Source organism: Pseudomonas putida (genome assembly GCF_030159595.1).
Classification (GTDB): Bacteria; Pseudomonadota; Gammaproteobacteria; order Pseudomonadales; family Pseudomonadaceae; genus Aquipseudomonas; species Aquipseudomonas putida_AC.
Map to the genome: position 1 here is coordinate 604,413 of NZ_BSKJ01000001.1, position 24,296 is coordinate 628,708.

Consider the following 24,296-nt stretch of genomic DNA (forward strand, 5'->3'; position numbering starts at 1 on the left):
CATGCAAATTGGACTGGACTTCAACCTGGTCGAAGACCTGGTCGCCGGCGTTGACGAAGTGGGCCGTGGCCCGCTGTGCGGCGCGGTGGTGACGGCGGCGGTGATTCTTGATCCTGCGCGCCCGATTCTCGGTCTGAACGATTCGAAGAAGCTCACCGAAGCCAAGCGCGAGGCTCTGTTCGACGAAATCCGTGAAAAGGCCCTCAGCTTTTGTATCGCTCGGGCCGAAGTCGAAGAAATCGACCGGCTGAACATTCTGCAGGCAACCATGCTGGCCATGCAGCGTGCGGTGGAAGGCTTGCACATCACGCCGAAACTGGCCCTGATCGATGGCAACCGCTGCCCGAAGTTGGCTGTACCGGCCTCGCCGGTGGTCAAGGGCGATAGCCAGGTGCCGGCTATCGCGGCGGCTTCGATCCTGGCCAAGGTGACCCGAGACCGGGAGATGAGCGCCTTCGAGCTTATCTATCCGGGGTATGGCATTGGTGGGCACAAGGGGTACCCGACGCCGGTGCACCTTGAGGCGTTGGCGCGCCTTGGGCCAACGCCCATTCATCGGCGTTCCTTTGCCCCGGTGCGGGCTGCCTGGGACGCATGTGAAGGCGTCATCGATTCCCTGATCTGACCACTGGGGCCGCTTTGCGGCCCTTCGCGGGCAAGCCCGCTCCCACAGGTATAGTGTTGTTCCTCAGGGCGATGATATCCCTGTGGGAGCGGGCTTGCCCGCGAAGGGCTGCGATGCAGCCCCAAAACCCATGCCCAATTAAGCTACAATCCCGCCCTTGTCGTTCAGCACTGCTACAGGATCTTCCATGTCGGTTCCCTTCGTTCACCTGCGCGTCCATTCCGAATTCTCGCTGGTCGACGGCCTGGTGCGGGTCAAGCCGTTGGCCAAGGCGCTGGCGGGGATGAACATGCCGGCGGTGGCAATCACCGACCAGAGCAACATGTGCTCGCTGGTGAAGTTCTACAAGACCGCCATGGGCGCCGGCATCAAGCCGATCTGCGGCGCCGACCTGTGGTTGGCCGGCGCCGACCCGGAGGCCCCGCTGTCGCGTATCTGCTTCCTGGCCATGGACCCCAAGGGTTACCGTAACCTCACCGAATTGATCTCGCGCGGCTGGACCGATGGCCAGCGCAATGGCCTGGTCATCCTGCAGCGTGAATGGATCGCCCCGGCGAGCGACGGCCTTATTGCCCTTTCTGCGGGCAAGGAAGGCGACATCGGCATGGCCTTGCTGACTGGCCGGGACGATGAAGCCCAGGCCCTGCTGCAAGACTGGATGGGCATGTTCCCCGAGCGCTTCTACGTTGAAGTGCAGCGCACCAACCGGGCCCGCGATGAAGAATATGTGCACGCTGCGGTGGCGTTGGCCGACAAGCTCGGCGCCCCGCTGGTGGCCACCAACGACGTGCGTTTCCTTAAACAGTCCGACTTCGACGCTCACGAAACGCGTGTGTGCATTGGTGAAGGCTGGACCCTCGACGACCCGCGCCGTCCGCGTGGCTACAGCGACCAGCAGTACCTGAAGTCGGCCGACGAAATGGCCGAGCTGTTCAGCGATCTGCCCGACGCCATCGCCAACACCGTCGAAATTGCCAAGCGCTGCAATATCCAGGTACAGCTGGGCAAGTACTTCCTGCCCGACTTCCCTACGCCAAACGGCATGGGTATCGACGACTACCTGCGGTATGTGTCCCACGAAGGCCTGGAAGAGCGCCTGGCTGTGCTGTGGCCGAAAGAGACCACGCCCAATTACGAAGAGAAGCGCCAGGTGTACCTGGACCGCCTGAAGTTCGAGCTGGACATCATCATCCAGATGGGCTTCCCCGGTTACTTCCTGATCGTGATGGACTTCATCAAGTGGGCCAAGAACAACGACGTGCCGGTTGGCCCGGGCCGGGGGTCGGGTGCCGGCTCGCTGGTGGCCTATGTACTGAAGATCACTGACCTCGACCCGCTGGCCTACGACCTGCTGTTCGAGCGCTTCCTCAACCCTGAACGTGTTTCCATGCCCGACTTCGACGTCGACTTCTGCATGGACGGCCGTGACCGGGTCATCGACTATGTGGCCGAGGCCTATGGCCGCAACGCGGTCAGCCAGATCATCACGTTCGGTACCATGGCCGCCAAGGCGGTGGTGCGCGACGTGGCGCGGGTGCAGGGTAAGTCCTACGGCCTGGCCGACCGCCTGTCCAAGATGATCCCGTTCGAAGTGGGCATGACCCTGGAGAAGGCGTACGAGCAGGAAGAAATCCTGCGTGATTTCCTCAAGGGCGACGAGGACGCCCGCGAAATCTGGGACATGGCGCTGAAGCTGGAAGGCGTCACCCGGGGGACCGGCAAGCACGCGGGTGGTGTGGTTATCGCGCCGACCAAGCTCACCGATTTTTCACCGATCGCCTGTGACGAGGAGGGCGGCGGCCTGGTAACCCAGTTCGACAAGGACGATGTCGAGGCCGCCGGCCTGGTCAAGTTCGACTTCCTCGGCCTGCGTACCCTGACCATCATCAAGTGGGCGATGGAGATCATCAACCGCGAGCAGGCCAAGAAGAACCTGCCTGATCTCAACATCGACTTCATCCCGCTGGATGACCGCAAGACTTACGAGCTGTTGCAGAAGGCCGAAACCACCGCGGTATTCCAGCTTGAATCGCGCGGCATGAAGGAGCTGATCAAGAAGCTCAAACCCGACTGCCTGGAAGACTTGATCGCACTGGTGGCACTGTTCCGCCCGGGCCCGCTGCAGTCGGGCATGGTGGATGACTTCATCAACCGCAAGCACGGCCGCGCCGAACTGGCCTACCCGCACGCCGACTACCAGTACGAAGGCCTCAAGCCGGTACTGGCACCGACCTACGGCATTATCCTGTACCAGGAACAGGTGATGCAGATTGCCCAGGTCATGGCGGGCTATACCCTGGGTGGCGCCGACATGCTCCGTCGGGCGATGGGTAAGAAAAAACCCGAGGAAATGGCCAAGCAGCGCGGTGGTTTCATCGAAGGTTGCGTGGCTAACAGTATCGATGCGGATCTCGCGGGTAACATCTTCGACCTGGTAGAGAAGTTCGCCGGCTATGGCTTCAACAAATCCCACTCCGCCGCCTATGGCCTGGTGTCGTACCAGACAGCCTGGCTGAAAACCCATTTCCCGGCGCCGTTCATGGCGGCGGTGCTGTCGGCGGATATGCACAACACCGACAAGGTGGTGGTGCTGGTCGAAGAGGTGCGCAGCATGAAGCTGCGCCTCGACGCGCCGGATGTGAACTTCTCCGACTTCAAGTTCACCGTCAACAACGATGGCCGTATTGTGTATGGCCTGGGCGCTATCAAGGGCGTGGGTGAAGGCCCGGTAGAGGCGATTGTCGAGGCCCGCGCTCAGGGTGGTCCGTTCAAGGACCTGTTCGATTTCTGTGACCGTATCGACCTCAAGCGGGTCAACAAACGTACCCTCGATGCGCTGGTGCGCAGCGGCGCGCTGGACCGCTTGGGCCCGCACTTCCATGACGAGATCAAGGCGTATCACGCCAATATCGACATCAACCGTGCAACCTTGCTTTCGGCGCTGGGTGAGGCTATCAAGGCTGCCGAACAGGCGGCCCATACGGCTGACAGCGGCCATGTCGACCTGTTTGGCAGCATGTTCGACGCGGCTGAAGTCGATGTCTATGCCAACCACCGCAAGGTGCGCGAGCTGACGCTCAAGGAGCGCCTGAAGGGCGAGAAGGACACCCTTGGCCTGTACCTCACCGGTCACCCGATCGACGAGTACGAGAGCGAGATCCGCCGCTTCGCCCGCCAGCGCATCATCGACCTCAAACCGTCGCGCGAAACCCAGACCATCGCCGGCATGATCATTGCGTTGCGGGTGATGAAGAACAAGAAGGGCGACAAGATGGGCTTCGTCACCCTGGATGATCGCTCCGGGCGCATCGAGGCTTCCCTGTTCGCCGACTCTTTCATGGCGGCACAGTCTTTGCTGCAGAACGATGCCATGGTGGTGGTGGAGGGCGAGGTCAGTAACGACGACTTTTCGGGTGGCCTGCGCCTGCGGGTGAAGCAGGTGATGACCATGGAAGATGCGCGCACCAAGCTGGCCGAAAGCCTGCGCCTGAAGGTGGCGCACGAAGCGCTCAAGGGCGACCGGCTGAAGTGGCTGGGTGAGCTGATTACCCGCCATCGCGGTGCTTGCCCGATCACCCTGGAGTACACCGGCAGCGACGCCAAGGCCATGCTGCAGTTCGGTGATCAGTGGTCGATCGACCCGGCCGACGGGCTGATTCAGGCGCTGCGTGACCAGTTCGGGCGTGAGAACGTCTTCCTGCAATATCGTTGAATCGACAAAAAATTTAATCTCGACCTGAATGCGCCTGATCCCTTAAGGTAGGGCGCCAAACGGATCAACCGGCCGGCCGCCTGGCCGTAGACCCAAGACGGATGACTATGAACCCGAATTTTCTCGATTTCGAACAGCCGATTGCCGACCTGCAAGCCAAGATCGAAGGCCTGCGCCTGGTAGGCAACGACAACTCGCTGAATATCAGCGATGAAATTGCCCGTCTGCAAGACAAGAGCAGCACCCTGACCGAAAGCATCTTCGGCAACCTGACCAGCTGGCAGATCGCCCGCCTGGCCCGTCATCCACGTCGTCCTTACACCTTGGACTACCTGGAGCACATCTTCACTGAATTCGAAGAGCTGCACGGTGACCGCCACTTCTCCGACGACGCCGCCATTGTGGGGGGTACTGCGCGCCTGGACGGCAAGCCGGTCATGGTCATCGGCCACCAGAAGGGCCGTGAAGTGCGTGAGAAGGTACGCCGCAACTTCGGCATGCCGCGCCCGGAAGGCTACCGCAAGGCTTGCCGCCTGATGGAAATGGCCGAGCGTTTCAAGATGCCGATCCTGACCTTCATCGACACCCCGGGTGCCTACCCGGGCATCGATGCCGAAGAGCGCAACCAGAGCGAGGCAATCGCTTGGAACCTGCGCGTGATGGCGCGCCTGAAAACCCCGATCATCGCCACCGTGATTGGTGAAGGTGGTTCAGGTGGTGCGCTGGCCATCGGTGTCTGCGACCAGCTGAACATGCTGCAGTACTCCACCTACTCGGTGATTTCGCCGGAAGGCTGCGCGTCGATCCTGTGGAAGACGGCCGACAAGGCGGCTGACGCGGCAGAGGCCATGGGCATCACTGCCGAGCGCCTGAAGAGCCTGAACATTGTCGACAAGGTCATCCAGGAGCCGCTGGGCGGCGCCCACCGTGACCCGGCCAAGATGTCGGAAAGCATCCGCGCCGACCTGGTGCAGCAGCTGGACATGCTCGGCAAGTTCGACAGCGACGCGTTGCTGGCCCGTCGTTACGAGCGCCTGATGAGCTACGGCCTCTGATAAACCCGGGGCCGCTTTGCGGCCCATCGCCGGCAAGCCAGGCTCCCACAAGGATCAGCGTCAACACGGACACTGTGGGAGCCTGGCTTGCCGGCGATAGGGGTGCAAAGCCCCCCCCCGGCAATTTCAAGCCATGTGAGGCCTTCATGATCAACCTCACCCCTTGGCTCAATGCCCCCGCCTGGCATATCGCCTTCTCCGGCGGCCTCGACTCCACCGTCCTCCTGCACCTGCTGGCCGACTACGCTCGCAATCACGCCTCACCCCCGCTGAGTGCGATCCACGTCCATCACGGTCTGCAGTCCGCCGCTGATGCCTGGCCGGCTCACTGCCAAGCCATCTGCAACAACCTTGGCATCGAACTCCAGGTCATCCACGTCCAGGTCGCCCCCGGTGCCAGCCTTGAACAGGCCGCCCGCGACGCCCGCTATGCCGCTTTCAAGCAAGCCCTCGGCCCAGGCGATATCCTGTTCACCGGCCAGCACCGCGACGACCAGGCCGAAACCCTGCTGTTTCGCCTGTTGCGCGGCGCCGGCCTGCGAGGGCTGGCAGCGATGCCGGGTCAGCGAGCGCTAGGGCAAGGCAGTCTGGTCAGGCCTTTGCTGGGATGTTCACGCCAGCACCTGCAGGACTATGCCCAGGTGAATGGGCTGGCATGGATCGAAGACCCGTCAAACGCCGACACACATTTCGCCCGCAACTTCCTGCGTAGCGAGGTGTTTCCGCACTTGCAGCAACGTTGGCCGCAGGCCAGCCAGAGCCTGGCTCGCGCCGCAGAGCACCTGAGCGAGGCCTTGGGGCTGCTGGATGAGCTTGCCCAAGGTGACCTTGCGCACGCAGGGGAGGGGGCGCCAATGGCCTGGGCTGGGGTGGATTCTCTCGACCTGGCATCCCTGGTAGCGCTGTCACCCGCCCGTCAACGCAATGCCTTGCAGTATTGGCTGAGCCGTCGCACCCGCTTGCCGGACACCCGCCATTGGGCCGGCTGGGTGGACCTGCGCGATGCTGCCCTGGATGCCCAGCCCGTCTGGCGGCTGGCCGATGGGCAACTGCTGCGCAGTCAGGGGCGCATCTGGTGGCTGAGCGGTGACTGGCTACAGCAGCCCGTCGGTGAACGGGCTTGGGTGAACCCCGCCACGCCGCTGCGGCTACCTGGCAACGGCAGTGTGCGTCTTGCTGTCGCAGAGCCGCTTTGTGAGTTGCGTATTGCCTACCGCCAGGGCGGCGAAGTGCTGGATATGCCCGGCCGTGGCCGGCGCGACCTCAAGCGGCTGCTCAACGAACAGCAGGTACCGCATTTCCTGCGCCCGCGCCTGCCGCTGCTGTACCAGGGCGAGCGCCTGCTGGCGGTGGCCAACCTGCCCGGGCGGGGGCCGGCGGATTGCCAACTGCACTGGCAGTTGCCGACGAGCGCACAAGGTTTGAGCTGAAGGGTACATTCGGGTAGACTACCCTCCCTTCTTGATACAACTTCTGTGGGTTCCGCGAAAACACAGGGGTTGCCGATTACCAAGCAGTTTTTTGCTGGGCTGATTCTGAAAATGACGAGCGAGCTCCATGCCGGGGATGTCCCGGTCTGTACAGACGCGGCAGTTTTTTGAGATGCACTGTGATTGACGCAGGTGATCGGGGGCTTCGGCCTTCCTTCGCTTTCTCCGGCGGCGCTGGCCGCCTTAACGCAGACTTCTAGGGTTTTTCATGACGCGCTACATATTCGTCACGGGCGGTGTTGTTTCTTCATTGGGGAAAGGCATTGCCTCGGCTTCCCTGGCGGCCATCCTGGAAGCGCGGGGCCTGAAGGTCACCATGCTCAAGCTGGATCCGTACATCAACGTCGATCCGGGCACCATGAGCCCGTTCCAGCACGGTGAAGTGTTCGTCACCCACGATGGCGCCGAGACCGACCTCGACCTGGGCCACTACGAGCGGTTCATCCGCACCACCATGACCCAGAACAACAACTTCACCACCGGCCGCATCTACGAGCACGTGCTGCGCAAAGAGCGTCGGGGTGACTACCTGGGCGCGACCATCCAGGTCATCCCGCACATCACCGACGAAATCAAGCGTCGCATCATCAAGGGCGCCGGCGATGCCGACGTGGCCCTGGTGGAAATCGGCGGTACCGTGGGTGACATCGAGTCGCAGCCGTTCCTCGAGGCGATTCGCCAACTGCGTGTCGAAGTGGGCTCCAAGCGCGCCATGCTGATGCACCTGACCCTGGTCCCGTACATCGCCACCGCTGGCGAAACCAAGACCAAGCCGACCCAGCACTCGGTCAAGGAACTGCGCTCCATCGGCCTGCAGCCTGACGTGTTGATCTGCCGTTCCGACCACCCGGTCGATGCCTCGTCGCGCCGCAAGATCGCGCTGTTCACCAACGTTGAAGAGCGTGCGGTGATTTCGCTCGAAGACGTCGACACCATCTACAAGATCCCGGGCGTGCTGCATGCACAGGGCCTGGACGATTTCGTCGTCGAGCGCTTCGGCCTGCAGTGCAATGGTGCCGACCTGTCCGAGTGGGACAAGGTGGTCGATGCCAAGCTCAACCCGGAGCACGAAGTGACCATCGCCATGGTCGGCAAGTACATGGAGCTGCTGGACGCGTACAAATCGCTGATCGAAGCGATGAGCCACGCCGGCATCACCAACCGTACCAAGGTCAACCTGCGTTACATCGATTCGGAAGACATCGAGAACCAGGGCACCAGCCTGCTCGAAGGCGCCGATGCCATCCTGGTGCCGGGCGGTTTCGGCCTGCGCGGTGTGGAAGGCAAGATCACTGCGGTGCAATACGCCCGTGAAAACAAGGTGCCATACCTGGGTATCTGCCTGGGCATGCAGGTTGCCGTGATCGAATTCGCGCGTAACGTGATGGGTTGGAAAGACGCCAACTCCACCGAGTTCGACCGCAACAGCGGCCACCCGGTGGTCGGCCTGATCACCGAGTGGGCCGATGCCACCGGTGCTGTCGAAACCCGTACCGAGGCTTCCGACCTGGGCGGCACCATGCGCCTGGGCGCTCAGGACTGCCAGCTGGCTGCCGGCTCCAAGGTGCACGATTGCTACGGCAAGGACGTGATCACCGAGCGTCACCGTCACCGCTACGAAGTGAACAACAACCTGCTGCCACAACTGGTTGACGGCGGCCTGGTGGTTTCCGGTCGTTCCGAAGATGGCGCGCTGGTGGAAGTGGTCGAATCCAAGGACCACCCATGGTTCGTCGCTTGCCAGTTCCACCCGGAATTCACTTCGACCCCGCGTGACGGCCACCCGCTGTTCAGTGGTTTCGTCAAGGCAGCCCTGGCTCAGAAGAACAAGGCCTGATCAATGACCCAGAAGATCATCCGCGTCGGAAACATCGAGATCGCCAACGACAAGCCGTTCGTCCTGTTCGGCGGCATGAACGTTCTGGAGTCGCGTGACCTGGCAATGAAGGTCTGCGAAGCGTATGTGCGGGTTACCGAGAAGCTCGGTATCCCCTACGTGTTCAAGGCCAGCTTCGACAAGGCCAACCGTTCGTCGGTCACGTCGTACCGTGGCCCGGGCATGGAGGAAGGGCTGAAGATCTTCGAAGAGATCAAACGCACCTTCAACGTGCCGGTGATCACCGATGTGCACGAGCCCTACCAGTGCGAGCCGGTGGCCAAGGTGTGTGACATCATCCAGTTGCCGGCCTTCCTGTCGCGCCAGACCGACCTGGTCGTGGCGATGGCCAAGACCGGCGCTGTGATCAACATCAAGAAGGCGCAGTTCCTCGCGCCGCACGAAATGAAGCACATCCTCGCCAAGTGCGTCGAGGCCGGTAACGACCAGCTCATCCTGTGTGAGCGCGGTTCGAGTTTCGGCTACAACAACCTGGTGGTGGACATGCTCGGCTTCGGGATCATGAAGCAGTTCGAGTACCCGGTGTTCTTCGACGTGACCCACGCCCTGCAGACGCCGGGTGGTCGCGCCGATTCCGCCGGTGGTCGACGTGCCCAGGTCACCGACCTGGCCAAGGCCGGTATGAGCCAAGGCCTGGCCGGCCTGTTCCTCGAAGCCCACCCGGATCCGGACAACGCCAAATGCGATGGCCCATGCGCCCTGCGCCTGGACAAGCTGGAGCCATTCCTGGCCCAGCTCAAGCAACTGGACGACCTAGTGAAAAGTTTTCCGACGGTAGAAACCGCGTAAAGCTCATTTCTCGGGTAAAGTACCGCCCGATCCACCCCTGACCAATCGGTCAGGGGCTCCCTTCACCCGGCCTGCCCTTGCAAGTCCGCCTGGTGAACGGCAAGAATTTCTTAAGCTAAGTTGTTTTCGTCAATTCTGGAGTGCTTACAACAATGGCAAAAATCGTCGACATCAAAGGTCGTGAAGTTCTCGATTCGCGTGGCAACCCCACTGTGGAAGCCGATGTACTGCTCGACAACGGCATCATCGGCAGCGCGTGCGCGCCGTCCGGTGCTTCCACCGGCTCGCGCGAAGCGCTGGAGCTGCGTGATGGCGACAAGAGCCGTTACCTGGGCAAGGGCGTGCTGAAAGCCGTCGGCAACATCAACGGTCCGATCCGTGAGCTGCTGCTGGGCAAGGACCCTTCCGACCAGAAGGCTCTGGACCGCGCCATGATCGAACTGGACGGTACCGAGAACAAGGCCAAGCTGGGCGCCAACGCCATCCTGGCTGTTTCCCTGGCTGCCGCCAAGGCCGCTGCCCAGGACCAGGACCTGCCGCTGTACGCGCACATCGCCAACCTGAACGGCACCCCGGGCCAGTACTCGATGCCGGTTCCGATGATGAACATCATCAACGGTGGCGAGCACGCCGACAACAACGTCGACATCCAGGAGTTCATGGTTCAGCCGGTTGGCGCCAAGACCTTCTCCGACGGCCTGCGCATGGGTACCGAAATCTTCCACCACCTCAAAGCCGTGCTGAAGGCCCGTGGCCTGAACACTGCCGTGGGTGACGAAGGTGGCTTCGCCCCTAACCTGGCTTCCAACGAAGACGCCCTGGGCGCTATCGCTGAAGCGGTCGAAAAAGCCGGCTACAAGCTGGGCACTGACGTGACCCTGGCCCTGGACTGCGCGGCTTCCGAATTCTATGAAGACGGCAAGTACAACCTGTCCGGCGAAGGCAAGTCGTTCGACGCCGAAGGTTTCGCCGAGTACCTGAAAGGCCTGACCGAGCGCTTCCCGATCATCTCGATCGAAGATGGTCTGGACGAGTCCGACTGGGCTGGCTGGAAGATCCTCACCGACAAGATCGGTGAAAAGGTACAGCTGGTGGGCGACGACCTGTTCGTGACCAACACCAAGATCCTCAAGGAAGGCATCGAGAAGGGCATCGGTAACTCGATCCTGATCAAGTTCAACCAGATCGGCTCGCTGACCGAAACCCTGGAAGCCATCCAGATGGCCAAGGCTGCCGGCTACACCGCAGTCATCTCGCACCGTTCGGGTGAAACCGAAGACTCGACCATTGCCGACCTGGCCGTGGGTACTGCTGCCGGCCAGATCAAGACCGGTTCGCTGTGCCGTTCCGACCGCGTTTCCAAATACAACCAGCTGCTGCGCATCGAAGAGCAACTGGGCGCCAAAGCGGTATACCGTGGTCGTGCCGAGTTTCGCGGCTAAGCAAGAGATGGTAAAAAGACAGCAGCCGGAGTTGTAGGAACGTTCGTACTGATCTTTCCTACATTCCAACGGGTTTCTGTCAACGAAGCCTGGCCTCGGCCAGGCTTTGTGCTATTCGAGGCCCCGAAGTAACAAGTACGCGGCAGCCTTTTTAACCTGGATAACGTGATGCGCAGTCCCTATTGGGTGTTCCTCGTTCTGCTCCTGCTGCTGGGTGGCCTGCAGTACCGCCTGTGGGTGGGTAATGGCAGCCTGGCGCAAGTGACCGAACTGAAGCAGCAGATTGACGAGCAGCATGCCGAGAACGAGCGCTTGCTTGAGCGTAACCGCGTGCTCGATGCCGAAGTGCTGGAGCTGAAAAAAGGCATGGAGACCGTTGAAGAGCGGGCTCGCCACGAATTGGGAATGGTCAAAGAGGGCGAAACCCTCTTCCAGTTGCCACAGAAATGATTGATACCTTACCGGCCTTCTGGGCCGTGATTCCTGCTGCGGGCGTCGGTGCCCGCATGGCTGCCGACCGCCCCAAGCAATACCTGGAGCTGGCCGGGCAGACTATTCTCGAGCACAGCCTCGACTGTTTTCTTGGCCACCCGGCGCTCAACGGCGTGGTGGTCAGCATTGCTGAAGATGACCCGTACTGGCCGGCCCTGCGTTGCGCCAGCGACCCGCGCATCCAGCGCGCAGCGGGCGGACGCGAGCGTGCTGATTCGGTGCTCAATGCCTTGCTGTTGCTGCATGCACATGGCGCCTCGGACAGCGACTGGGTGCTGGTGCATGATGCTGCGCGGCCGAATTTGGCGCGCAGCGACCTGGACAAGCTGTTGTCGGAGCTGTCGGACGACCCGGTGGGTGGCCTGCTGGCGGTACCGGCGCGCGATACCCTCAAGCGTGCCGATGGCAGCGGCCGGGTAAGTGCTACCGTGGACCGCAGCACCATCTGGCAGGCATACACGCCGCAGATGTTTCGGCTTGGGGCACTGCACCGGGCGTTGGCCGAGTGCCTGGTGTCGGATGTGGTGGTTACCGATGAAGCTTCTGCCATCGAGTGGTCTGGCCAGGCGCCACGGCTGGTCGAAGGGCGTAGTGACAACATCAAGGTGACCCGGCCGGAAGACCTGGAGTGGTTGCGCCAGCGCTGGGCTGGGCGCCGCTGAAGGCTCAAACCGGTGCTGGCTTCTTCGCGGGCAAGCCCGCTCCCACAGGTACGGCGCCAGCCTCAAGATCTGCGCATGACCTGTGGGAGCGGGCTTGCCCGCGAAGAGGCCGGTACAGCCAGCATATCCCTTCAGCCGAAACGATATTCCGGCAACCCCGCCAACCCCTCCTTCAGGTAATCCACCAACCGTCGCACCTTCGGCGACAGGTGCCGCTGTTGCGGATACAACGCCCACACTGCCGTATTCGGCGGCTGGTGCGCTTCCAGCAACGACACCAGAGCCCCCGTATTCAAGTGCTCCAGCACATAATAATCCGGCAACTGGCACAACCCCATCCCCTGCAACGCCGCATCCAGCACCGCCTGGCCACTGTTGCAGCGCCAGTTGCCCTGTATCCGCTGGCTGATCTCTCGGCCGTCCTGTTGCAGTGCCCACAAGTCCGAACTGCCCACCAGGCAATTGTGCCGCGCCAGTTCCGACAGGCTGTGCGGCCGGCCATAACGTTCCAGGTAGGCCGGCGAGGCGCACAGGTACATGCGTCGCGGCGCCAGGCGAGTGGCCACCAGCCGGGAGTCGGCCAGCCGGCCCAGGCGGATGGCCAGGTCCATGCCTTCATGCAACAGGTCGAGGGTGTGGTTGCTCAGTTCCACATCCACCCGCAACTGTGGGTAGAGCGCCATGAACCGTGTCACCAGCGGCACGATGAAGCGCTCGCCGTAGGCGACCGCGCAGGTCATGCGCAGCAACCCTTTCGGTTCGCTGGCCAGGTCGCCCATGGCGCGCAGGGCTTCTTCGCGACCATCCTGCAGGCGCTGGCAATGCTGCAGAAAGGTCTGCCCGGCCTCGCTCAGGGTTACCCGGCGGGTGCTGCGGTACAGCAGACGCGTCTGCAGGCGCTCCTCCAGCCGGGCGATCTGGCGGCTGATGTGCGACGAGGAAACCCCCAGGCGTTCGGCGGCTGCCGTGAACTGGCCCGATTCGGCCACGGCGACGAATTCGTCGATGCCTTCCCAGCGGCTGCTCATGGATTATCCCTGTGTGGCAATAATGTTTTGTCTTTGGCCTGATTATTCATCAAAAGGCGGTGAATTACACTGTGAGACTGAATCGACCCTCTGTCTGGAGACCTTTGATGATCAAGTCCCGTGCTGCCGTAGCCTTCGAAGCCAAGAAACCCCTGGAAATCGTCGAAGTCGACGTGGCCATGCCCAAGGCCGGTGAGGTGCTGCTGCGCGTGGTCGCCAGTGGTGTCTGCCACACCGACGCCTACACCCTGTCCGGTGCCGACCCGGAAGGCATCTTCCCGTCGATCCTCGGCCACGAAGGCGGCGCGATCGTCGAAGCGGTCGGCGAGGGCGTGACCTCGGTTGCCGTTGGTGATCATGTGATCCCGCTGTACACCCCGGAGTGCGGCAAGTGCAAGTTCTGCCTCTCGGGCAAGACCAACCTGTGCCAGGCTATCCGTGCCACTCAGGGCAAGGGCCTGATGCCGGACGGCACCACGCGCTTCTCGTACAAGGGCCAGCAGCTGTTCCACTACATGGGCACCTCGACCTTCTCCGAGTACACCGTGCTGCCGGAAATTTCCGTGGCCAAGATCCAGAAAGAAGCACCACTGGAGAAGGTCTGCCTGCTGGGTTGTGGCGTCACCACCGGTATCGGTGCGGTGCTCAACACCGCCAAGGTCAAGCCGGGTGACACCGTGGCCATCTTCGGCCTGGGCGGCATCGGCCTGTCGGCGGTCATTGGTGCAGTGAAAGCCAAGGCCTCGCGCATCATCGCCATCGACATCAACCCGGCCAAGTTCGAAATCGCCCGCCAGCTGGGCGCCACCGACTGCATCAACCCGAAAGACTACGACCGCCCGATCCAGGAAGTGATCGTTGACCTCACCGACGGTGGCGTGGACTTCTCCTTCGAGTGCATCGGCAACGTGCAGCTGATGCGCGCGGCGCTGGAGTGCTGCCACAAGGGCTGGGGCGAGTCGGTGATCATCGGTGTGGCCGGTGCCGGCCAGGAAATCGCCACCCGTCCGTTCCAGCTGGTCACCGGCCGCGTCTGGCGTGGTTCGGCGTTCGGTGGTGTGCGTGGCCGCAGCGAGCTGCCAAGCTATGTGGAAATGTCCGAGAAGGGCGAGATCCCGCTGGATACCTTCATCACCCACACCATGGGCCTGGAAGACATCAACAAAGCCTTCGACCTGATGCATGAAGGCAAGAGCATCCGCAGCGTGATCCACTTCTGAGGTCAGTCATGAGCCTGGATAACATCTCCTGCCAGAAGAGCTTCGGCGGCTGGCACAAGCGTTACCGGCATCACTCCAAGGTGCTGGGCTGCGACATGGTGTTCGCCGTGTACCTGCCGCCGCAGGCCGAGCAGGGTGAGAAGCTGCCGGTGCTGTACTGGCTCAGCGGCCTCACCTGCACCGATGAGAACTTCATGCAGAAGGCCGGCGCCCAACGCCTGGCCGCGGAGCTTGGGTTGATCATTGTTGCCCCCGACACCAGTCCGCGTGGCGAGCAGGTGCCGGGCGACCCGGACGGTGCCTGGGACTTCGGCCTGGGGGCTGGCTTCTACCTCAACGCCACCCAGCAACCCTGGGCCACGCACTACCGCATGCACGACTATGTGGTGGAGGAGTTGCCTGCCCTGATCGAGGCGCACTTCCCGGCGTCGGGCGAGCGCAGCATCAGCGGCCACTCCATGGGTGGGCATGGCGCGCTGGTGTGCGCCTTACGCAACCCGGGGCGCTACCGCTCGGTGTCGGCGTTCTCGCCAATCAGCAACCCGATGGATTGCCCGTGGGGCGAGAAGGCCTTCAGCCGCTACCTGGGTGAAGACCGTGCGCGCTGGCGTGAGTGGGATGCCAGCGTGTTGCTGGCTGAAACCCCGGCCGGCGAGTGCCCGCCGTTGCTGGTCGACCAGGGCGACCGTGACGACTTCCTCGAAAAGCAGCTCAAGCCTGAAGCGCTGGAGCAGGCGGCACGCAAAGGGGGGCATGCACTGACCCTACGCCTGCAGCCAGGCTATGACCATAGCTACTACTTCATTGCCAGCTTCATCGAGGAACACCTGCGCCATCATGCGGTGGCACTGGCACGGGGCTAACAGCCTGGTCCAAAAGCCGCCAAACCCGCTGCAAAGCAGGTAGAATCACGCCCTGACTCATTCAGGGCGTTTTCTTATGCGTATTGGCCACGGCTACGATGTGCACCGTTTCTGCGACGGTGATTTCATTACCCTGGGCGGGGTGCGTATCCCCCACAAATACGGCCTGCTGGCCCACTCCGACGGCGACGTGCTGCTGCACGCCCTGAGCGATGCTTTGCTGGGCGCTGCGGCGTTGGGCGACATCGGCAAGCACTTCCCCGATACCGACCCGCAGTTCAAGGGCGCTGACAGCCGCGTGTTGCTGCGCCATGTGGTCGGCATCGTCAAGGCCAAGGGCTGGAAGGTCGGCAATGTCGACGCCACCATCGTCGCCCAGGCGCCGAAGATGGCCCCGCACATCGAGACCATGCGCCAGTTGATCGCCGAAGACCTGCAGGTCGAACTCGACCAGGTCAACGTCAAGGCCACCACCACAGAGAAGCTGGGCTTCACCGGACGTGAGGAGGGCATTGCCGTGCATTCGGTCGCCCTGCTGCTGCCAGCATGACCGAGCTGGAACTGCTGGGCCCGCGCGCATCGGGTGAACCACTGGGCACTGCCGTCCTCAAGGCGGTGGCTGAAGACTTTCAGGTTGACGAAGTGCTGGATATCCCGCTGTCGGGCCAGGGCGAACACCTGTGGCTGTGGGTCGAGAAGCGTGACCTGAACACCGAAGAAGCCGCCCGCCGCCTGGCCCGTGCCGCCGGTGTGCCGGTGCGCACCATCAGTTACGCCGGGCTCAAGGACCGTCAGGCCCTGACCCGTCAGTGGTTCAGCCTGCACCTGCCGGGCAAGGCCGACCCGGACCTGTCGCGTGCCGAGGATGCCAGCCTTCGGGTGCTCAAGCAGGTGCGCCACCAGCGCAAGCTACAGCGTGGCGCGCATTCGGCCAATGGCTTCACCCTGCGCCTGACGGCCCTGGCTGCCGATCATCAGGCGGTGGATGCGCGCCTGGAACAACTGAAGCAGCACGGTGTGCCCAACTATTTCGGCACCCAGCGCTTCGGTCACGGCGGTGGCAACGTCCATGACGCCCTCGACTGGGCCGCGCGCAAGGCCCTGCCCGAGCAGCGTAACGTGCGTTCGCGACTGCTTTCGGCCGGGCGTAGCTACCTGTTCAATCAGGTGCTGGCTGCGCGTGTCGCAGCAGGTAGTTGGGCGCGGGCGCAGGTCGGCGACCTGCTGGCGTTCACCGACAGCCGTAGCTTTTTCCCGGCGGGTGAGGCGGAGTGTGTCGACCCTCGCCTGGCGATTCTCGATCTGCACCCGACCGGCCCGATGTGGGGCGAGGGCGCTTCGCCTGCTGGCGCGGCCACTGCCCAATTGGAAGACACCGTCGGTGCAGGCCAGCCGGCACTTTGTCAGTGGTTGGCACAGGCGGGCATGGATCACGAACGGCGCATTTTGCGGCTCCCTATTGGCGGCCTGACATGGCATTATCCCGAGCCTGATATCCTGCAACTGGAATTCGTCCTGCCGGCCGGATGCTTCGCCACCGTGGTGGTGCGTGAAGTCGTTGATCTGGTGTCGGCAGGGCAGACGGACAGCCCATGCGTATTCTGATTTCGAACGACGACGGTGTTACCGCGCCCGGCATCGCCGCGCTGCACGCTGCGCTGGCGGATTACGCCGAGTGTGCGGTGATCGCCCCGGAGCAAGACAAGAGCGGCGCCAGCAGTTCGCTGACGCTGGACCGGCCACTGCACCCGCAAACCTTGGCCAATGGCTTCATCAGCCTCAACGGCACGCCGACGGATTGCGTGCACCTTGGGCTAAATGGGCTGCTGCCGCACACGCCCGACATGGTCGTGTCTGGGATCAATCTTGGTGCCAACCTGGGCGATGACGTGCTGTACTCGGGTACGGTCGCCGCAGCGTTGGAAGGCCGCTTCCTTGGTGGCACGTCGCTGGCGTTTTCGCTGTTGTCGCGCCAGCCGGACAACTTGCCGACGGCGGCCCATATCGCCCGCTGTCTGGTCGAGGCCCAGTCGCGCCTGGCGCTGCCGCCACGCACCGTGCTCAACGTAAATATTCCCAACCTGCCGCTGGAGCACATTCGCGGCATCCGGCTCACCCGCCTCGGGCATCGGGCGCGGGCGGCGGCGCCGACCAAGGTGGTCAATCCGCGCGGCAAGGAAGGTTATTGGATCGCCGTGGCCGGTGATGCCGAGGACGGCGGCCCGGGCACCGACTTTCACGCGGTGATGCAGGGCTATGTATCGATCACCCCGTTGCAGCTCGACCGCACGTTCAATGATGCCTTCGAGCAGCTCGACGGTTGGCTGGAGGGCCTGCTTTGATGCGCGAGGATGATATGTTGCGTCGCGGCATCGGCATGACCTCCCAGCGTACCCGGGAGCGGCTGATCCAGCGCCTGTGCGAAGAGGGCGTGTCGAACACCAAGGTGCTCGACGTGATTCGTCGCACCCCGCGCCATCTGTTCGTCGACGAGGCATTGGCGCATCGTGCCTACGAAGACACCGCGCTGCCGATCGGCCACAACCAGACCATCTCTCAACCGTTCATGGTTGCCCATATGAGTGAGCTGCTGCTCGAGGCCGGGCCACTGGACAAGGTGCTGGAGATCGGTACCGGCTCGGGTTATCAGACGGCGATCCTGGCCCAGCTGGTCGAGCGGGTATTCTCGGTGGAACGCATCAAGGTGCTGCAGGACCGGGCCAAAGAGCGCCTGGTGGAGTTGAACCTGCGCAATGTGGTGTTCCGCTGGGGTGATGGTTGTGAAGGCTGGCCGGCGCTGGCGCCATACAACGGCATCATCGTCACTGCGGTAGCGCCGGAGGTACCGCAGGCACTGCTTGACCAACTAGCGCCCGGGGGGCGCATGGTGATCCCGGTGGGGCCGGCCGGCGAAGCGCAGCAACTGATGCTGATCGTGCGCGAGGAGCATGGATTCTCTCGCCGCGTGCTGGGGGCCGTACGCTTCGTTCCGCTGCTGAATGGTCCGCTGGCCTGAGCATTGCGGGTATGAGCCGCGCGGTATTTTTGCGCCAGCGGCGAATTCTTGCGGCTTCGCCCTGTCTATCTGGCGGTACTAAGCGCTAGCTCGCACCGGGGCTTTGCAACAGCCTTTTGCATCAGCCTGCCAATACCGGCCGGCTTGGTTATAATTGCAACAATGTTGCATTTCTTGTCTTCATATCGTTTTTAGGCACCATGAGGGGAGCGCGGGTGGGTCACACAGTCATTCGGCAGCGCAAGGACGGGTCGGGTTTCAAGCTTCTGGTGATTGCACTGGCCATGGGCACGCTACTGGTGGGTTGCTCGAGCACCAGCAGCAGTAGCAGCAGCGCACGGGTGGTCGACCGCAACAACACCGTGCCCAAGCGCCCGGCGGTGACGTCCGGGCAGTACGTCGTCAAGCCTGGCGACACCCTGTTCTCCATCGCCTTCCGTTATGGCTGGGACTACAAGGAGCTGGCCGCCCGCAACGGCATCCCGGCGCCTTATACCATCCGCCCAGGCCAAGCGATTCGTTTCAGCAGCGGTTCCAGCAGCAGTACCACCGTGGTATCCAGCCCATCCTCGTCGAGCCGCACCACGGTCACCCGACGGCCTGTGGGCACTACTGCCACGACGCCTGCCAACACGCGTAAACCGGCAACTCCGGCAGCCTCCACCAGCGCACCGGTGGTTGCCACCGTGCCTGCAGCAGAGCGCGCGGTAGGCGGCTGGACCTGGCCTGCGAACGGTGTGCTGATTGGAAAATTTGCTTCAAACGGTAGTTTGAATAAAGGCATTGATATCGCCGGTGATTTGGGACAGCCTGTTTTTGCTGCGTCTGATGGTGCGGTGGTTTACGCCGGGAGTGGTTTAAGGGGCTACGGCGAGCTGATCATCATCAAGCACAGCGATACCTACGTCAGTGCCTACGGTCACAACCGCAGGCTGTTGGTTCGGGAGGGGCAGCAGGTCAAGGCAGGGCAGTCGATTGCTGAAATGGGGTCTACGGGCACAGATCGGGTGAAGCTGCATTTCGAGATTCGCCGCCAGGGCAAACCCGTCGATCCACTCCAGTTCCTGCCACGCCGTTGATCGTTGTACCCGGCCTGTTCCTGTGATGTAGAGGGGACAGGCTCAAGCGCTGCCAGGGATAAAGGTGCCGCTCGAGTCTGAGTTCGAACTCAGCAAAGGACTATAACAATGGCTCTCAGTAAAGAAGTGCCGGAGTTTGACATCGACGATGACGTCCTCCTGATGGAGACGGGCATCGTTTTGGAAACGGATGTGGTGTCAGACGAACCTGCTGTATCTTCGGTTCGGACGAGGGCCAAGTCGGGCTCTTCGCTCAAGCAGCACAAGTACATCGATTACACCCGGGCGCTTGATGCTACCCAGTTGTATCTCAACGAAATCGGCTTCTCGCCGCTGCTCTCGCCGGAAGAGGAAGTGCACTTTGCGCGCTTGTCGCAAAAGGGCGACCCTGCTGGCCGCAAGCGCATGATCGAAAGCAACCTGCGTCTGGTTGTGAAAATTGCCCGTCGTTACGTTAACCGTGGCCTGTCGCTGCTCGACCTGATCGAGGAGGGCAACCTGGGGCTTATCCGTGCGGTCGAGAAATTCGACCCGGAGCGTGGTTTCCGTTTCTCGACCTATGCGACCTGGTGGATTCGCCAGACCATCGAACGGGCGATCATGAACCAGACCCGCACCATTCGCCTGCCGATCCATGTGGTCAAGGAGCTGAACGTCTACCTGCGCGCCGCGCGCGAGTTGACCCAGAAACTGGACCACGAGCCCTCGCCGGAAGAAATCGCCACGCTGCTGGAAAAGCCGGTCGCCGAGGTCAAGCGTATGCTCGGCCTGAACGAACGGGTGTCTTCGGTGGATGTGTCGCTCGGCCCGGACTCGGACAAGACCCTGCTCGATACCCTGACCGATGATCGCCCGACTGACCCGTGCGAACTGTTGCAGGACGACGACCTGTCTCAGAGCATCGACCAGTGGCTGGGCGAGTTGACCGATAAGCAGCGTGAGGTGGTGGTGCGCCGCTTTGGCCTGCGTGGCCACGAAAGCAGCACCCTGGAAGATGTTGGCCTGGAGATCGGCCTGACCCGGGAACGGGTGCGGCAGATCCAGGTAGAGGGGCTCAAGCGTCTGCGCGAGATCCTTGAGAAGAACGGCCTGTCCAGCGAGTCTTTGTTCCAGTAGCGAAGGCTTGTTACACAAGGCGCCCCGATGACCTCGGGGCGTTTTTGTGTGTCGTGTTTGAGATTGCTGTGCTGCAAAGCAGCCCCACAATCAGCCAGACACAGCAGATGTCGAATATGTACCGCGCCACCCCAGTAACATTGCATGTAAGCCTTTTCTTACTTGTTTTGTAAGCTATCTATGCAAGCCTCAGTAAATCATTGTCGTTTTCAGCCCCTGTATTTTTCCAACCCCTTGAAAATCATGGCTTATTCAGCTGTGAGGAAATATGTCCCCCGCAACACCTTGTGAGGTTTCGCGGTTGCCGGCCCGGCTCAACCCGCTAGTATTCGAACTGTGCACACGGACATGCACAGGCTTCCAGGGAGGAGGCCAAGGACATCGCAAGAAGCGATTTCATCAGGATGATGTTTGGGACAAGCAGGGACTACGGAAAAAATGTGGGCGGGTCAAACCGCCCCTTTTTTTGCCCGCATAAAAACAAAAAAGGCCCCGAGGGGCCTTTTTCGTGTCCGGACGCTATCAGCGCTCCAGGTCTGCAATCTTGCCAGTCTTGCCGTCCCACTCTTCAGCGTCCGGCAGGGCATCCTTACGCTCGGTGATGTTCGGCCAGACTTCCGCCAGTTCGGCGTTCAGCTCGATGAAGTTTTCCATCCCGGCAGGGATTTCGTCTTCCGAGAAGATGGCTTGCGCTGGGCATTCCGGTTCGCACAGGGCGCAGTCGATGCACTCGTCCGGGTGGATGACCAGGAAGTTCGGGCCTTCGTAGAAGCAGTCCACCGGACAGACTTCCACGCAGTCGGTGTATTTGCATTTGATGCAGTTGTCGGTGACGACGAAGGTCATTTCTAGTTCTCTCCTCAGGCGACGGCGGCGGCCCTTCCTCTCAGGGCCGCGCGGTTTACAGGTATGTGGCTGCAGGCCAGGCTAATAACCTGCAGCACCAGCAAACCGCGGCGGATTCTACCAGCTTGTAGTGGGCGCCGTTATAACAGGTTCTTTAGTTGATATAGCATTTCGATAGCTTGACGCGGGGTCATGTCGTCCAGTTGCAGCTTGCCCAGCTTCTCGATGGCTGGGTGTGGCAGGCTGGCGAACAGGTCGCTCTGGTGCGGCACTTGTGGCGTGTCCTTGGCCTTTTGGGTCGGGGCTGGCTCATGTGGCAGGCTGGTGGTTTCCAGGCGCCCCAGGTGTTCGCGGGCGCGCTGGATGACCACGGTCGGCACGCCGGCCAGTTGTGCCACGGCCAAGCCGTAGCTTTGGCTGGCAGGGCCAGGCAGGACATGGTGCAGGAATACGATACGTTCGTTGTGCTCGGTGGCATTCAGGTGCACGTTGGCCACCAGTGGCTCGCTCTCCGGCAGTACGGTGAGCTCGAAGTAGTGGGTGGCGAACAACGTGTAGGCACGCAACTGCGCCAGACGCTCGGCGGCGGCCCAGGCCAGCGACAGGCCGTCGAAGGTGCTGGTGCCACGGCCTACTTCATCCATCAGCACCAGGCTGCGGTCGGTGGCGTTGTGCAGGATGTTGGCGGTTTCGCTCATTTCTACCATGAACGTCGAGCGCCCGCCGGCCAGGTCGTCGCTGGAGCCGATGCGGGTAAAGATGCGGTCGACCAGTGACAACTCGCAGCTGGCTGCCGGCACGAAGCTGCCGATGTGCGCCAGCAGCACGATCAGGGCGGTCTGGCGCATGTAGGTGGACTTACCGCCCATGTTCGGGCCGGTGATGATCAGCATGCGTGTGCTGTTGTCCAGGCCCAGGTCGTTGGCCACGAACGGCGTGGTCAGTACCTGTTCCACCACTGGGTGGCGGCCTTGCTCGATGCGCAGGCATGGCTCGTCCACAAAGCGCGGGCAGTTCAGGTCGAGGTTCAGCGCACGCTCGGCCAGGTTGCTCAGCACATCCAGCTCCGCCAGGGCGGCGGCGCTGTCCTGCAGTGGCGCCAAGTGGCTGATCAGGGTTTCCAGCAGGGCGTCGTAGAGCATCTTCTCGCGGGCCAGGGCGCGGCTTTTGGCCGACAGTGCCTTGTCCTCGAACGCTTTCAGCTCGGGGGTGATGAAGCGCTCGGCACCCTTGAGCGTCTGGCGGCGGATGTAGTCGCCGGGGGCTTGTTCGGCCTGCTTGGTCGGCAGCTCGATGAAGTAGCCGTGCACGCGGTTGTAGCCGACCTTGAGGTTGGCAAGGCCGGTGCGGGCCTTTTCCCGGGCTTCCAGGTCGATCAGGAACTGGCCGGCGTTTTCGCTGATCGCCAGCAGCTCGTCCAGCTCGTTGTCATAGCCAGCCTTGAGCACGCCGCCGTCGCGGATCACCGCCGGTGGGTTGTCGACGATCGCCCGCTCCAGCAGGCTGGCCAGTTCCGGGTAGGTGCCGGTAATGGCTGCCAGGCGCGCAAGGTGCGGCGCTTCAAGCTCGGTCATGGCGTTCTGCAGCTCGGGCAGCGCGCCCAGGGCATCGCGCAGGCGGGCCAGGTCACGAGGGCGGGCATTGCGCAGGCCGATTCGGGCGAGGATCCGCTCGATATCGCCAATTTCCTTCAGCTGTGGCTGCAGCTTCTCGAAGCGGTAGCTGTCGAGCAGGCAGCGGATCGAGTCCTGCCGTGCTTGCAGTACCTTGAGGTCGCGCAACGGGCGGTTCAGCCAGCGGCTCAGCAGGCGGCTGGCCATGGCGGTCTGGCAACGGTCGACCACCGATTGCAGGGTGTTGTCACGCCCGCCCGCCAGGTTGACGTCCAGCTCCAGGTTGCGCCGGCTGGCGCCATCGAGGATGACCGTGTCGTCCAGGCGCTCGTGGCGCAGGCTGCGCAGGTGCGGCAAGGCCGTGCGCTGGGTTTCCTTGGCGTAGGTCAGCAGGCAACCGGCGGCGCCAATGGCCAGGGTCAGCTTGTCGCAGCCAAAGCCTTTGAGGTCCTTGGTTGCGAACTGCTGGCACAGCGCTTTGCGTGCCGAATCGCGGTCGAAGTCCCACGGGGCGCGACGGCGGGCCCCCGGGCGCTTCTCGGCAGGCAGGTCGCGCGGCCAGTCGTCGGGGATCAACAGCTCGACCGGGTTCAGGCGTTCGAGCTCGGCCAGCAGGTTTTCCCAGCCCTTGATTTCCTGAACGCTGAAGTTACCGCTGGTGATGTCCAGTACGGCCAGGCCGAACAGGCGTTCGTCACCGAGCAACGCGGCAATCAGGTTGTCGCGGCGCTCGTCGAGCAGCGCTTCATCGCTGACCGTGCCGGGGGTGATGATGCGCACCACCTGGCGTTCCACCGGGCCCTTGCTGGTGGCCGGGTCGCCGATTTGTTCGCAGATCACCACCGATTCGCCCAGCTTGACCAGCTTGGCCAGGTAGCCTTCCAGCGAATGGAACGGAATCCCGCACATGGGGATGGACTGGCCGGCCGACTGACCGCGCGCGGTCAGGGTGATGTCCAGCAGTTTCGCGGCTTTTTTCGCATCTTCGTAGAAGATTTCGTAGAAGTCGCCCATGCGGTAGAACATCAGCTGGTCCGGGTGCTGGTTTTTCAGCTTCCAGTACTGCTGCATCATTGGGGTGTGTGCGGAAAGATCGGAGATTGCTTTATTCATCAAAGGCTTAGAAAGTAGGTCTCAACATTGTGGGGCAAATTGGGGCGTTCCGTGTTGCACGCGCGACGCCGAGACCCACCTGAATTTTCAAGCCGCATAGGTTACCACGGCTGCCACACAGGCAGAACCTGCAACGCTGAGCAAGCGGGACCGGGGGTGGTGGCTTGTTGACAGCATGGTGCTCCCATGGAAGATTGCGTCCTTTTGGCCGTGCCCAGTTAACGGTTATTGCAATAGA

Annotated in this window: 20 protein-coding genes; 17 read left to right on the top strand and 3 right to left on the bottom strand. The window is 62.3% G+C overall.

Annotated features, from left to right (window positions below; genetic code table 11):
- Nucleotide 1 precedes the first annotated feature (1 nt).
- The 9 genes from rnhB (at nucleotide 2) to ispD (ending at nucleotide 12,164) form a co-directional block, all read left to right on the top strand.
- Entirely contained in the window at nucleotides 2–625 is a 624-nt protein-coding gene (rnhB, locus tag QQL85_RS02770) for a ribonuclease HII (RefSeq protein ID WP_284355092.1), read from the top strand.
- 187 nt (nucleotides 626–812) lie between these two features.
- Entirely contained in the window at nucleotides 813–4,337 is a 3,525-nt protein-coding gene (gene dnaE / locus QQL85_RS02775; RefSeq protein WP_284355093.1) for a DNA polymerase III subunit alpha, read from the top strand.
- A gap of 107 nt (nucleotides 4,338–4,444) precedes the next feature.
- Entirely contained in the window at nucleotides 4,445–5,392 is a 948-nt protein-coding gene (locus QQL85_RS02780) for an acetyl-CoA carboxylase carboxyltransferase subunit alpha (protein ID WP_284355094.1), read from the top strand.
- A 146-nt stretch (nucleotides 5,393–5,538) separates the two neighbouring features.
- On the top strand, nucleotides 5,539–6,822 hold the full coding sequence (gene tilS / locus QQL85_RS02785) for a tRNA lysidine(34) synthetase TilS (protein ID WP_284355095.1): 1,284 nt from the start codon (nucleotides 5,539–5,541) through the stop codon (nucleotides 6,820–6,822).
- 268 nt (nucleotides 6,823–7,090) lie between these two features.
- Nucleotides 7,091–8,719 carry a CTP synthase gene (locus QQL85_RS02790; protein ID WP_284355096.1) on the top strand — a complete coding sequence of 543 codons (1,629 nt, stop codon included), beginning with the start codon at nucleotides 7,091–7,093 and terminating at the stop codon, nucleotides 8,717–8,719.
- A 3-nt stretch (nucleotides 8,720–8,722) separates the two neighbouring features.
- The gene (gene kdsA, locus QQL85_RS02795; RefSeq protein ID WP_284355097.1) at nucleotides 8,723–9,568 is read left to right on the top strand and encodes a 3-deoxy-8-phosphooctulonate synthase; all 846 of its coding nucleotides are present in this window, start codon (nucleotides 8,723–8,725) and stop codon (nucleotides 9,566–9,568) included.
- A gap of 152 nt (nucleotides 9,569–9,720) precedes the next feature.
- Nucleotides 9,721–11,010, top strand: a complete 1,290-nt coding sequence (gene eno, locus QQL85_RS02800) for a phosphopyruvate hydratase (protein WP_016485223.1) — start codon at nucleotides 9,721–9,723, stop codon at nucleotides 11,008–11,010.
- Nucleotides 11,011–11,178: 168 nt separating this feature from the next.
- The gene (gene ftsB, locus QQL85_RS02805) at nucleotides 11,179–11,460 is read left to right on the top strand and encodes a cell division protein FtsB (RefSeq protein ID WP_016712918.1); all 282 of its coding nucleotides are present in this window, start codon (nucleotides 11,179–11,181) and stop codon (nucleotides 11,458–11,460) included.
- Entirely contained in the window at nucleotides 11,457–12,164 is a 708-nt protein-coding gene (ispD, locus tag QQL85_RS02810) for a 2-C-methyl-D-erythritol 4-phosphate cytidylyltransferase (RefSeq protein WP_284355098.1), read from the top strand. Before ftsB ends, ispD begins: the two co-directional genes overlap by 4 nt.
- A 131-nt stretch (nucleotides 12,165–12,295) precedes the next feature.
- Here the strand turns inward: ispD and QQL85_RS02815 are convergent, their stop codons facing one another.
- Complete coding sequence (locus tag QQL85_RS02815) at nucleotides 12,296–13,192, bottom strand: LysR substrate-binding domain-containing protein (protein WP_284355099.1); 897 nt, start codon at nucleotides 13,190–13,192, stop codon at nucleotides 12,296–12,298.
- 107 nt (nucleotides 13,193–13,299) lie between these two features.
- Here QQL85_RS02815 and QQL85_RS02820 point away from each other — a divergent pair, with 107 nt between their 5' ends.
- The 8 genes from QQL85_RS02820 to rpoS all read left to right on the top strand — a co-directional run bounded on the left by QQL85_RS02820 (nucleotide 13,300) and on the right by rpoS (nucleotide 20,486).
- Nucleotides 13,300–14,412 (top strand): S-(hydroxymethyl)glutathione dehydrogenase/class III alcohol dehydrogenase, encoded by a 1,113-nt coding sequence (locus QQL85_RS02820; protein WP_016712915.1) that lies wholly within the window; start codon nucleotides 13,300–13,302, stop codon nucleotides 14,410–14,412.
- An 8-nt stretch (nucleotides 14,413–14,420) separates the two neighbouring features.
- Nucleotides 14,421–15,275, top strand: coding sequence for an S-formylglutathione hydrolase (gene fghA, locus QQL85_RS02825; RefSeq protein WP_284355100.1), 855 nt, complete (start codon nucleotides 14,421–14,423; stop codon nucleotides 15,273–15,275).
- A gap of 76 nt (nucleotides 15,276–15,351) precedes the next feature.
- Nucleotides 15,352–15,825: a 2-C-methyl-D-erythritol 2,4-cyclodiphosphate synthase gene (gene ispF, locus QQL85_RS02830; protein ID WP_016501146.1), complete on the top strand. Its 474-nt coding sequence runs from the start codon at nucleotides 15,352–15,354 to the stop codon at nucleotides 15,823–15,825.
- Nucleotides 15,822–16,880 carry a tRNA pseudouridine(13) synthase TruD gene (gene truD, locus QQL85_RS02835; RefSeq protein ID WP_284355101.1) on the top strand — a complete coding sequence of 353 codons (1,059 nt, stop codon included), beginning with the start codon at nucleotides 15,822–15,824 and terminating at the stop codon, nucleotides 16,878–16,880. The genes ispF and truD overlap by 4 nt, the downstream gene beginning before the upstream one ends.
- On the top strand, nucleotides 16,868–17,617 hold the full coding sequence (gene surE / locus QQL85_RS02840) for a 5'/3'-nucleotidase SurE (protein ID WP_284355102.1): 750 nt from the start codon (nucleotides 16,868–16,870) through the stop codon (nucleotides 17,615–17,617). The genes truD and surE overlap by 13 nt, the downstream gene beginning before the upstream one ends.
- 35 nt (nucleotides 17,618–17,652) lie before the next feature.
- Entirely contained in the window at nucleotides 17,653–18,291 is a 639-nt protein-coding gene (locus tag QQL85_RS02845; protein ID WP_003252348.1) for a protein-L-isoaspartate(D-aspartate) O-methyltransferase, read from the top strand.
- Nucleotides 18,292–18,506: 215 nt separating this feature from the next.
- Complete coding sequence (locus tag QQL85_RS02850) at nucleotides 18,507–19,370, top strand: peptidoglycan DD-metalloendopeptidase family protein (protein WP_284355103.1); 864 nt, start codon at nucleotides 18,507–18,509, stop codon at nucleotides 19,368–19,370.
- A 108-nt stretch (nucleotides 19,371–19,478) separates the two neighbouring features.
- Nucleotides 19,479–20,486 carry an RNA polymerase sigma factor RpoS gene (gene rpoS, locus QQL85_RS02855; protein ID WP_009686059.1) on the top strand — a complete coding sequence of 336 codons (1,008 nt, stop codon included), beginning with the start codon at nucleotides 19,479–19,481 and terminating at the stop codon, nucleotides 20,484–20,486.
- Between the two features lie 522 nt (nucleotides 20,487–21,008).
- On the opposite strand, the gene fdxA is transcribed toward rpoS, so the two are convergent.
- Complete coding sequence (gene fdxA / locus QQL85_RS02860) at nucleotides 21,009–21,332, bottom strand: ferredoxin FdxA (protein ID WP_012270863.1); 324 nt, start codon at nucleotides 21,330–21,332, stop codon at nucleotides 21,009–21,011.
- Between the two features lie 140 nt (nucleotides 21,333–21,472).
- Nucleotides 21,473–24,046: a DNA mismatch repair protein MutS gene (gene mutS / locus QQL85_RS02865; protein WP_284355313.1), complete on the bottom strand. Its 2,574-nt coding sequence runs from the start codon at nucleotides 24,044–24,046 to the stop codon at nucleotides 21,473–21,475.
- Nucleotides 24,047–24,296: the final 250 nt, after the last annotated feature.

Excerpts from the sequence above, each read along its gene's own strand:
- rnhB (WP_284355092.1), top strand. The coding sequence starts at position 2 with ATGCAAATTGGACTGGACTTCAACCTGGTCGAAGACCTGGTCGCCGGC.
- dnaE (WP_284355093.1), top strand. The coding sequence starts at position 813 with ATGTCGGTTCCCTTCGTTCACCTGCGCGTCCATTCCGAATTCTCGCTG.
- QQL85_RS02780 (WP_284355094.1), top strand. The coding sequence starts at position 4,445 with ATGAACCCGAATTTTCTCGATTTCGAACAGCCGATTGCCGACCTGCAA.
- tilS (WP_284355095.1), top strand. The coding sequence starts at position 5,539 with ATGATCAACCTCACCCCTTGGCTCAATGCCCCCGCCTGGCATATCGCC.
- QQL85_RS02790 (WP_284355096.1), top strand. The coding sequence starts at position 7,091 with ATGACGCGCTACATATTCGTCACGGGCGGTGTTGTTTCTTCATTGGGG.
- kdsA (WP_284355097.1), top strand. The coding sequence starts at position 8,723 with ATGACCCAGAAGATCATCCGCGTCGGAAACATCGAGATCGCCAACGAC.
- eno (WP_016485223.1), top strand. The coding sequence starts at position 9,721 with ATGGCAAAAATCGTCGACATCAAAGGTCGTGAAGTTCTCGATTCGCGT.
- ftsB (WP_016712918.1), top strand. The coding sequence starts at position 11,179 with ATGCGCAGTCCCTATTGGGTGTTCCTCGTTCTGCTCCTGCTGCTGGGT.
- ispD (WP_284355098.1), top strand. The coding sequence starts at position 11,457 with ATGATTGATACCTTACCGGCCTTCTGGGCCGTGATTCCTGCTGCGGGC.
- QQL85_RS02815 (WP_284355099.1), bottom strand. The coding sequence starts at position 13,192 with ATGAGCAGCCGCTGGGAAGGCATCGACGAATTCGTCGCCGTGGCCGAA.
- QQL85_RS02820 (WP_016712915.1), top strand. The coding sequence starts at position 13,300 with ATGATCAAGTCCCGTGCTGCCGTAGCCTTCGAAGCCAAGAAACCCCTG.
- fghA (WP_284355100.1), top strand. The coding sequence starts at position 14,421 with ATGAGCCTGGATAACATCTCCTGCCAGAAGAGCTTCGGCGGCTGGCAC.
- ispF (WP_016501146.1), top strand. The coding sequence starts at position 15,352 with ATGCGTATTGGCCACGGCTACGATGTGCACCGTTTCTGCGACGGTGAT.
- truD (WP_284355101.1), top strand. The coding sequence starts at position 15,822 with ATGACCGAGCTGGAACTGCTGGGCCCGCGCGCATCGGGTGAACCACTG.
- surE (WP_284355102.1), top strand. The coding sequence starts at position 16,868 with ATGCGTATTCTGATTTCGAACGACGACGGTGTTACCGCGCCCGGCATC.
- QQL85_RS02845 (WP_003252348.1), top strand. The coding sequence starts at position 17,653 with ATGACCTCCCAGCGTACCCGGGAGCGGCTGATCCAGCGCCTGTGCGAA.
- rpoS (WP_009686059.1), top strand. The coding sequence starts at position 19,479 with ATGGCTCTCAGTAAAGAAGTGCCGGAGTTTGACATCGACGATGACGTC.
- fdxA (WP_012270863.1), bottom strand. The coding sequence starts at position 21,332 with ATGACCTTCGTCGTCACCGACAACTGCATCAAATGCAAATACACCGAC.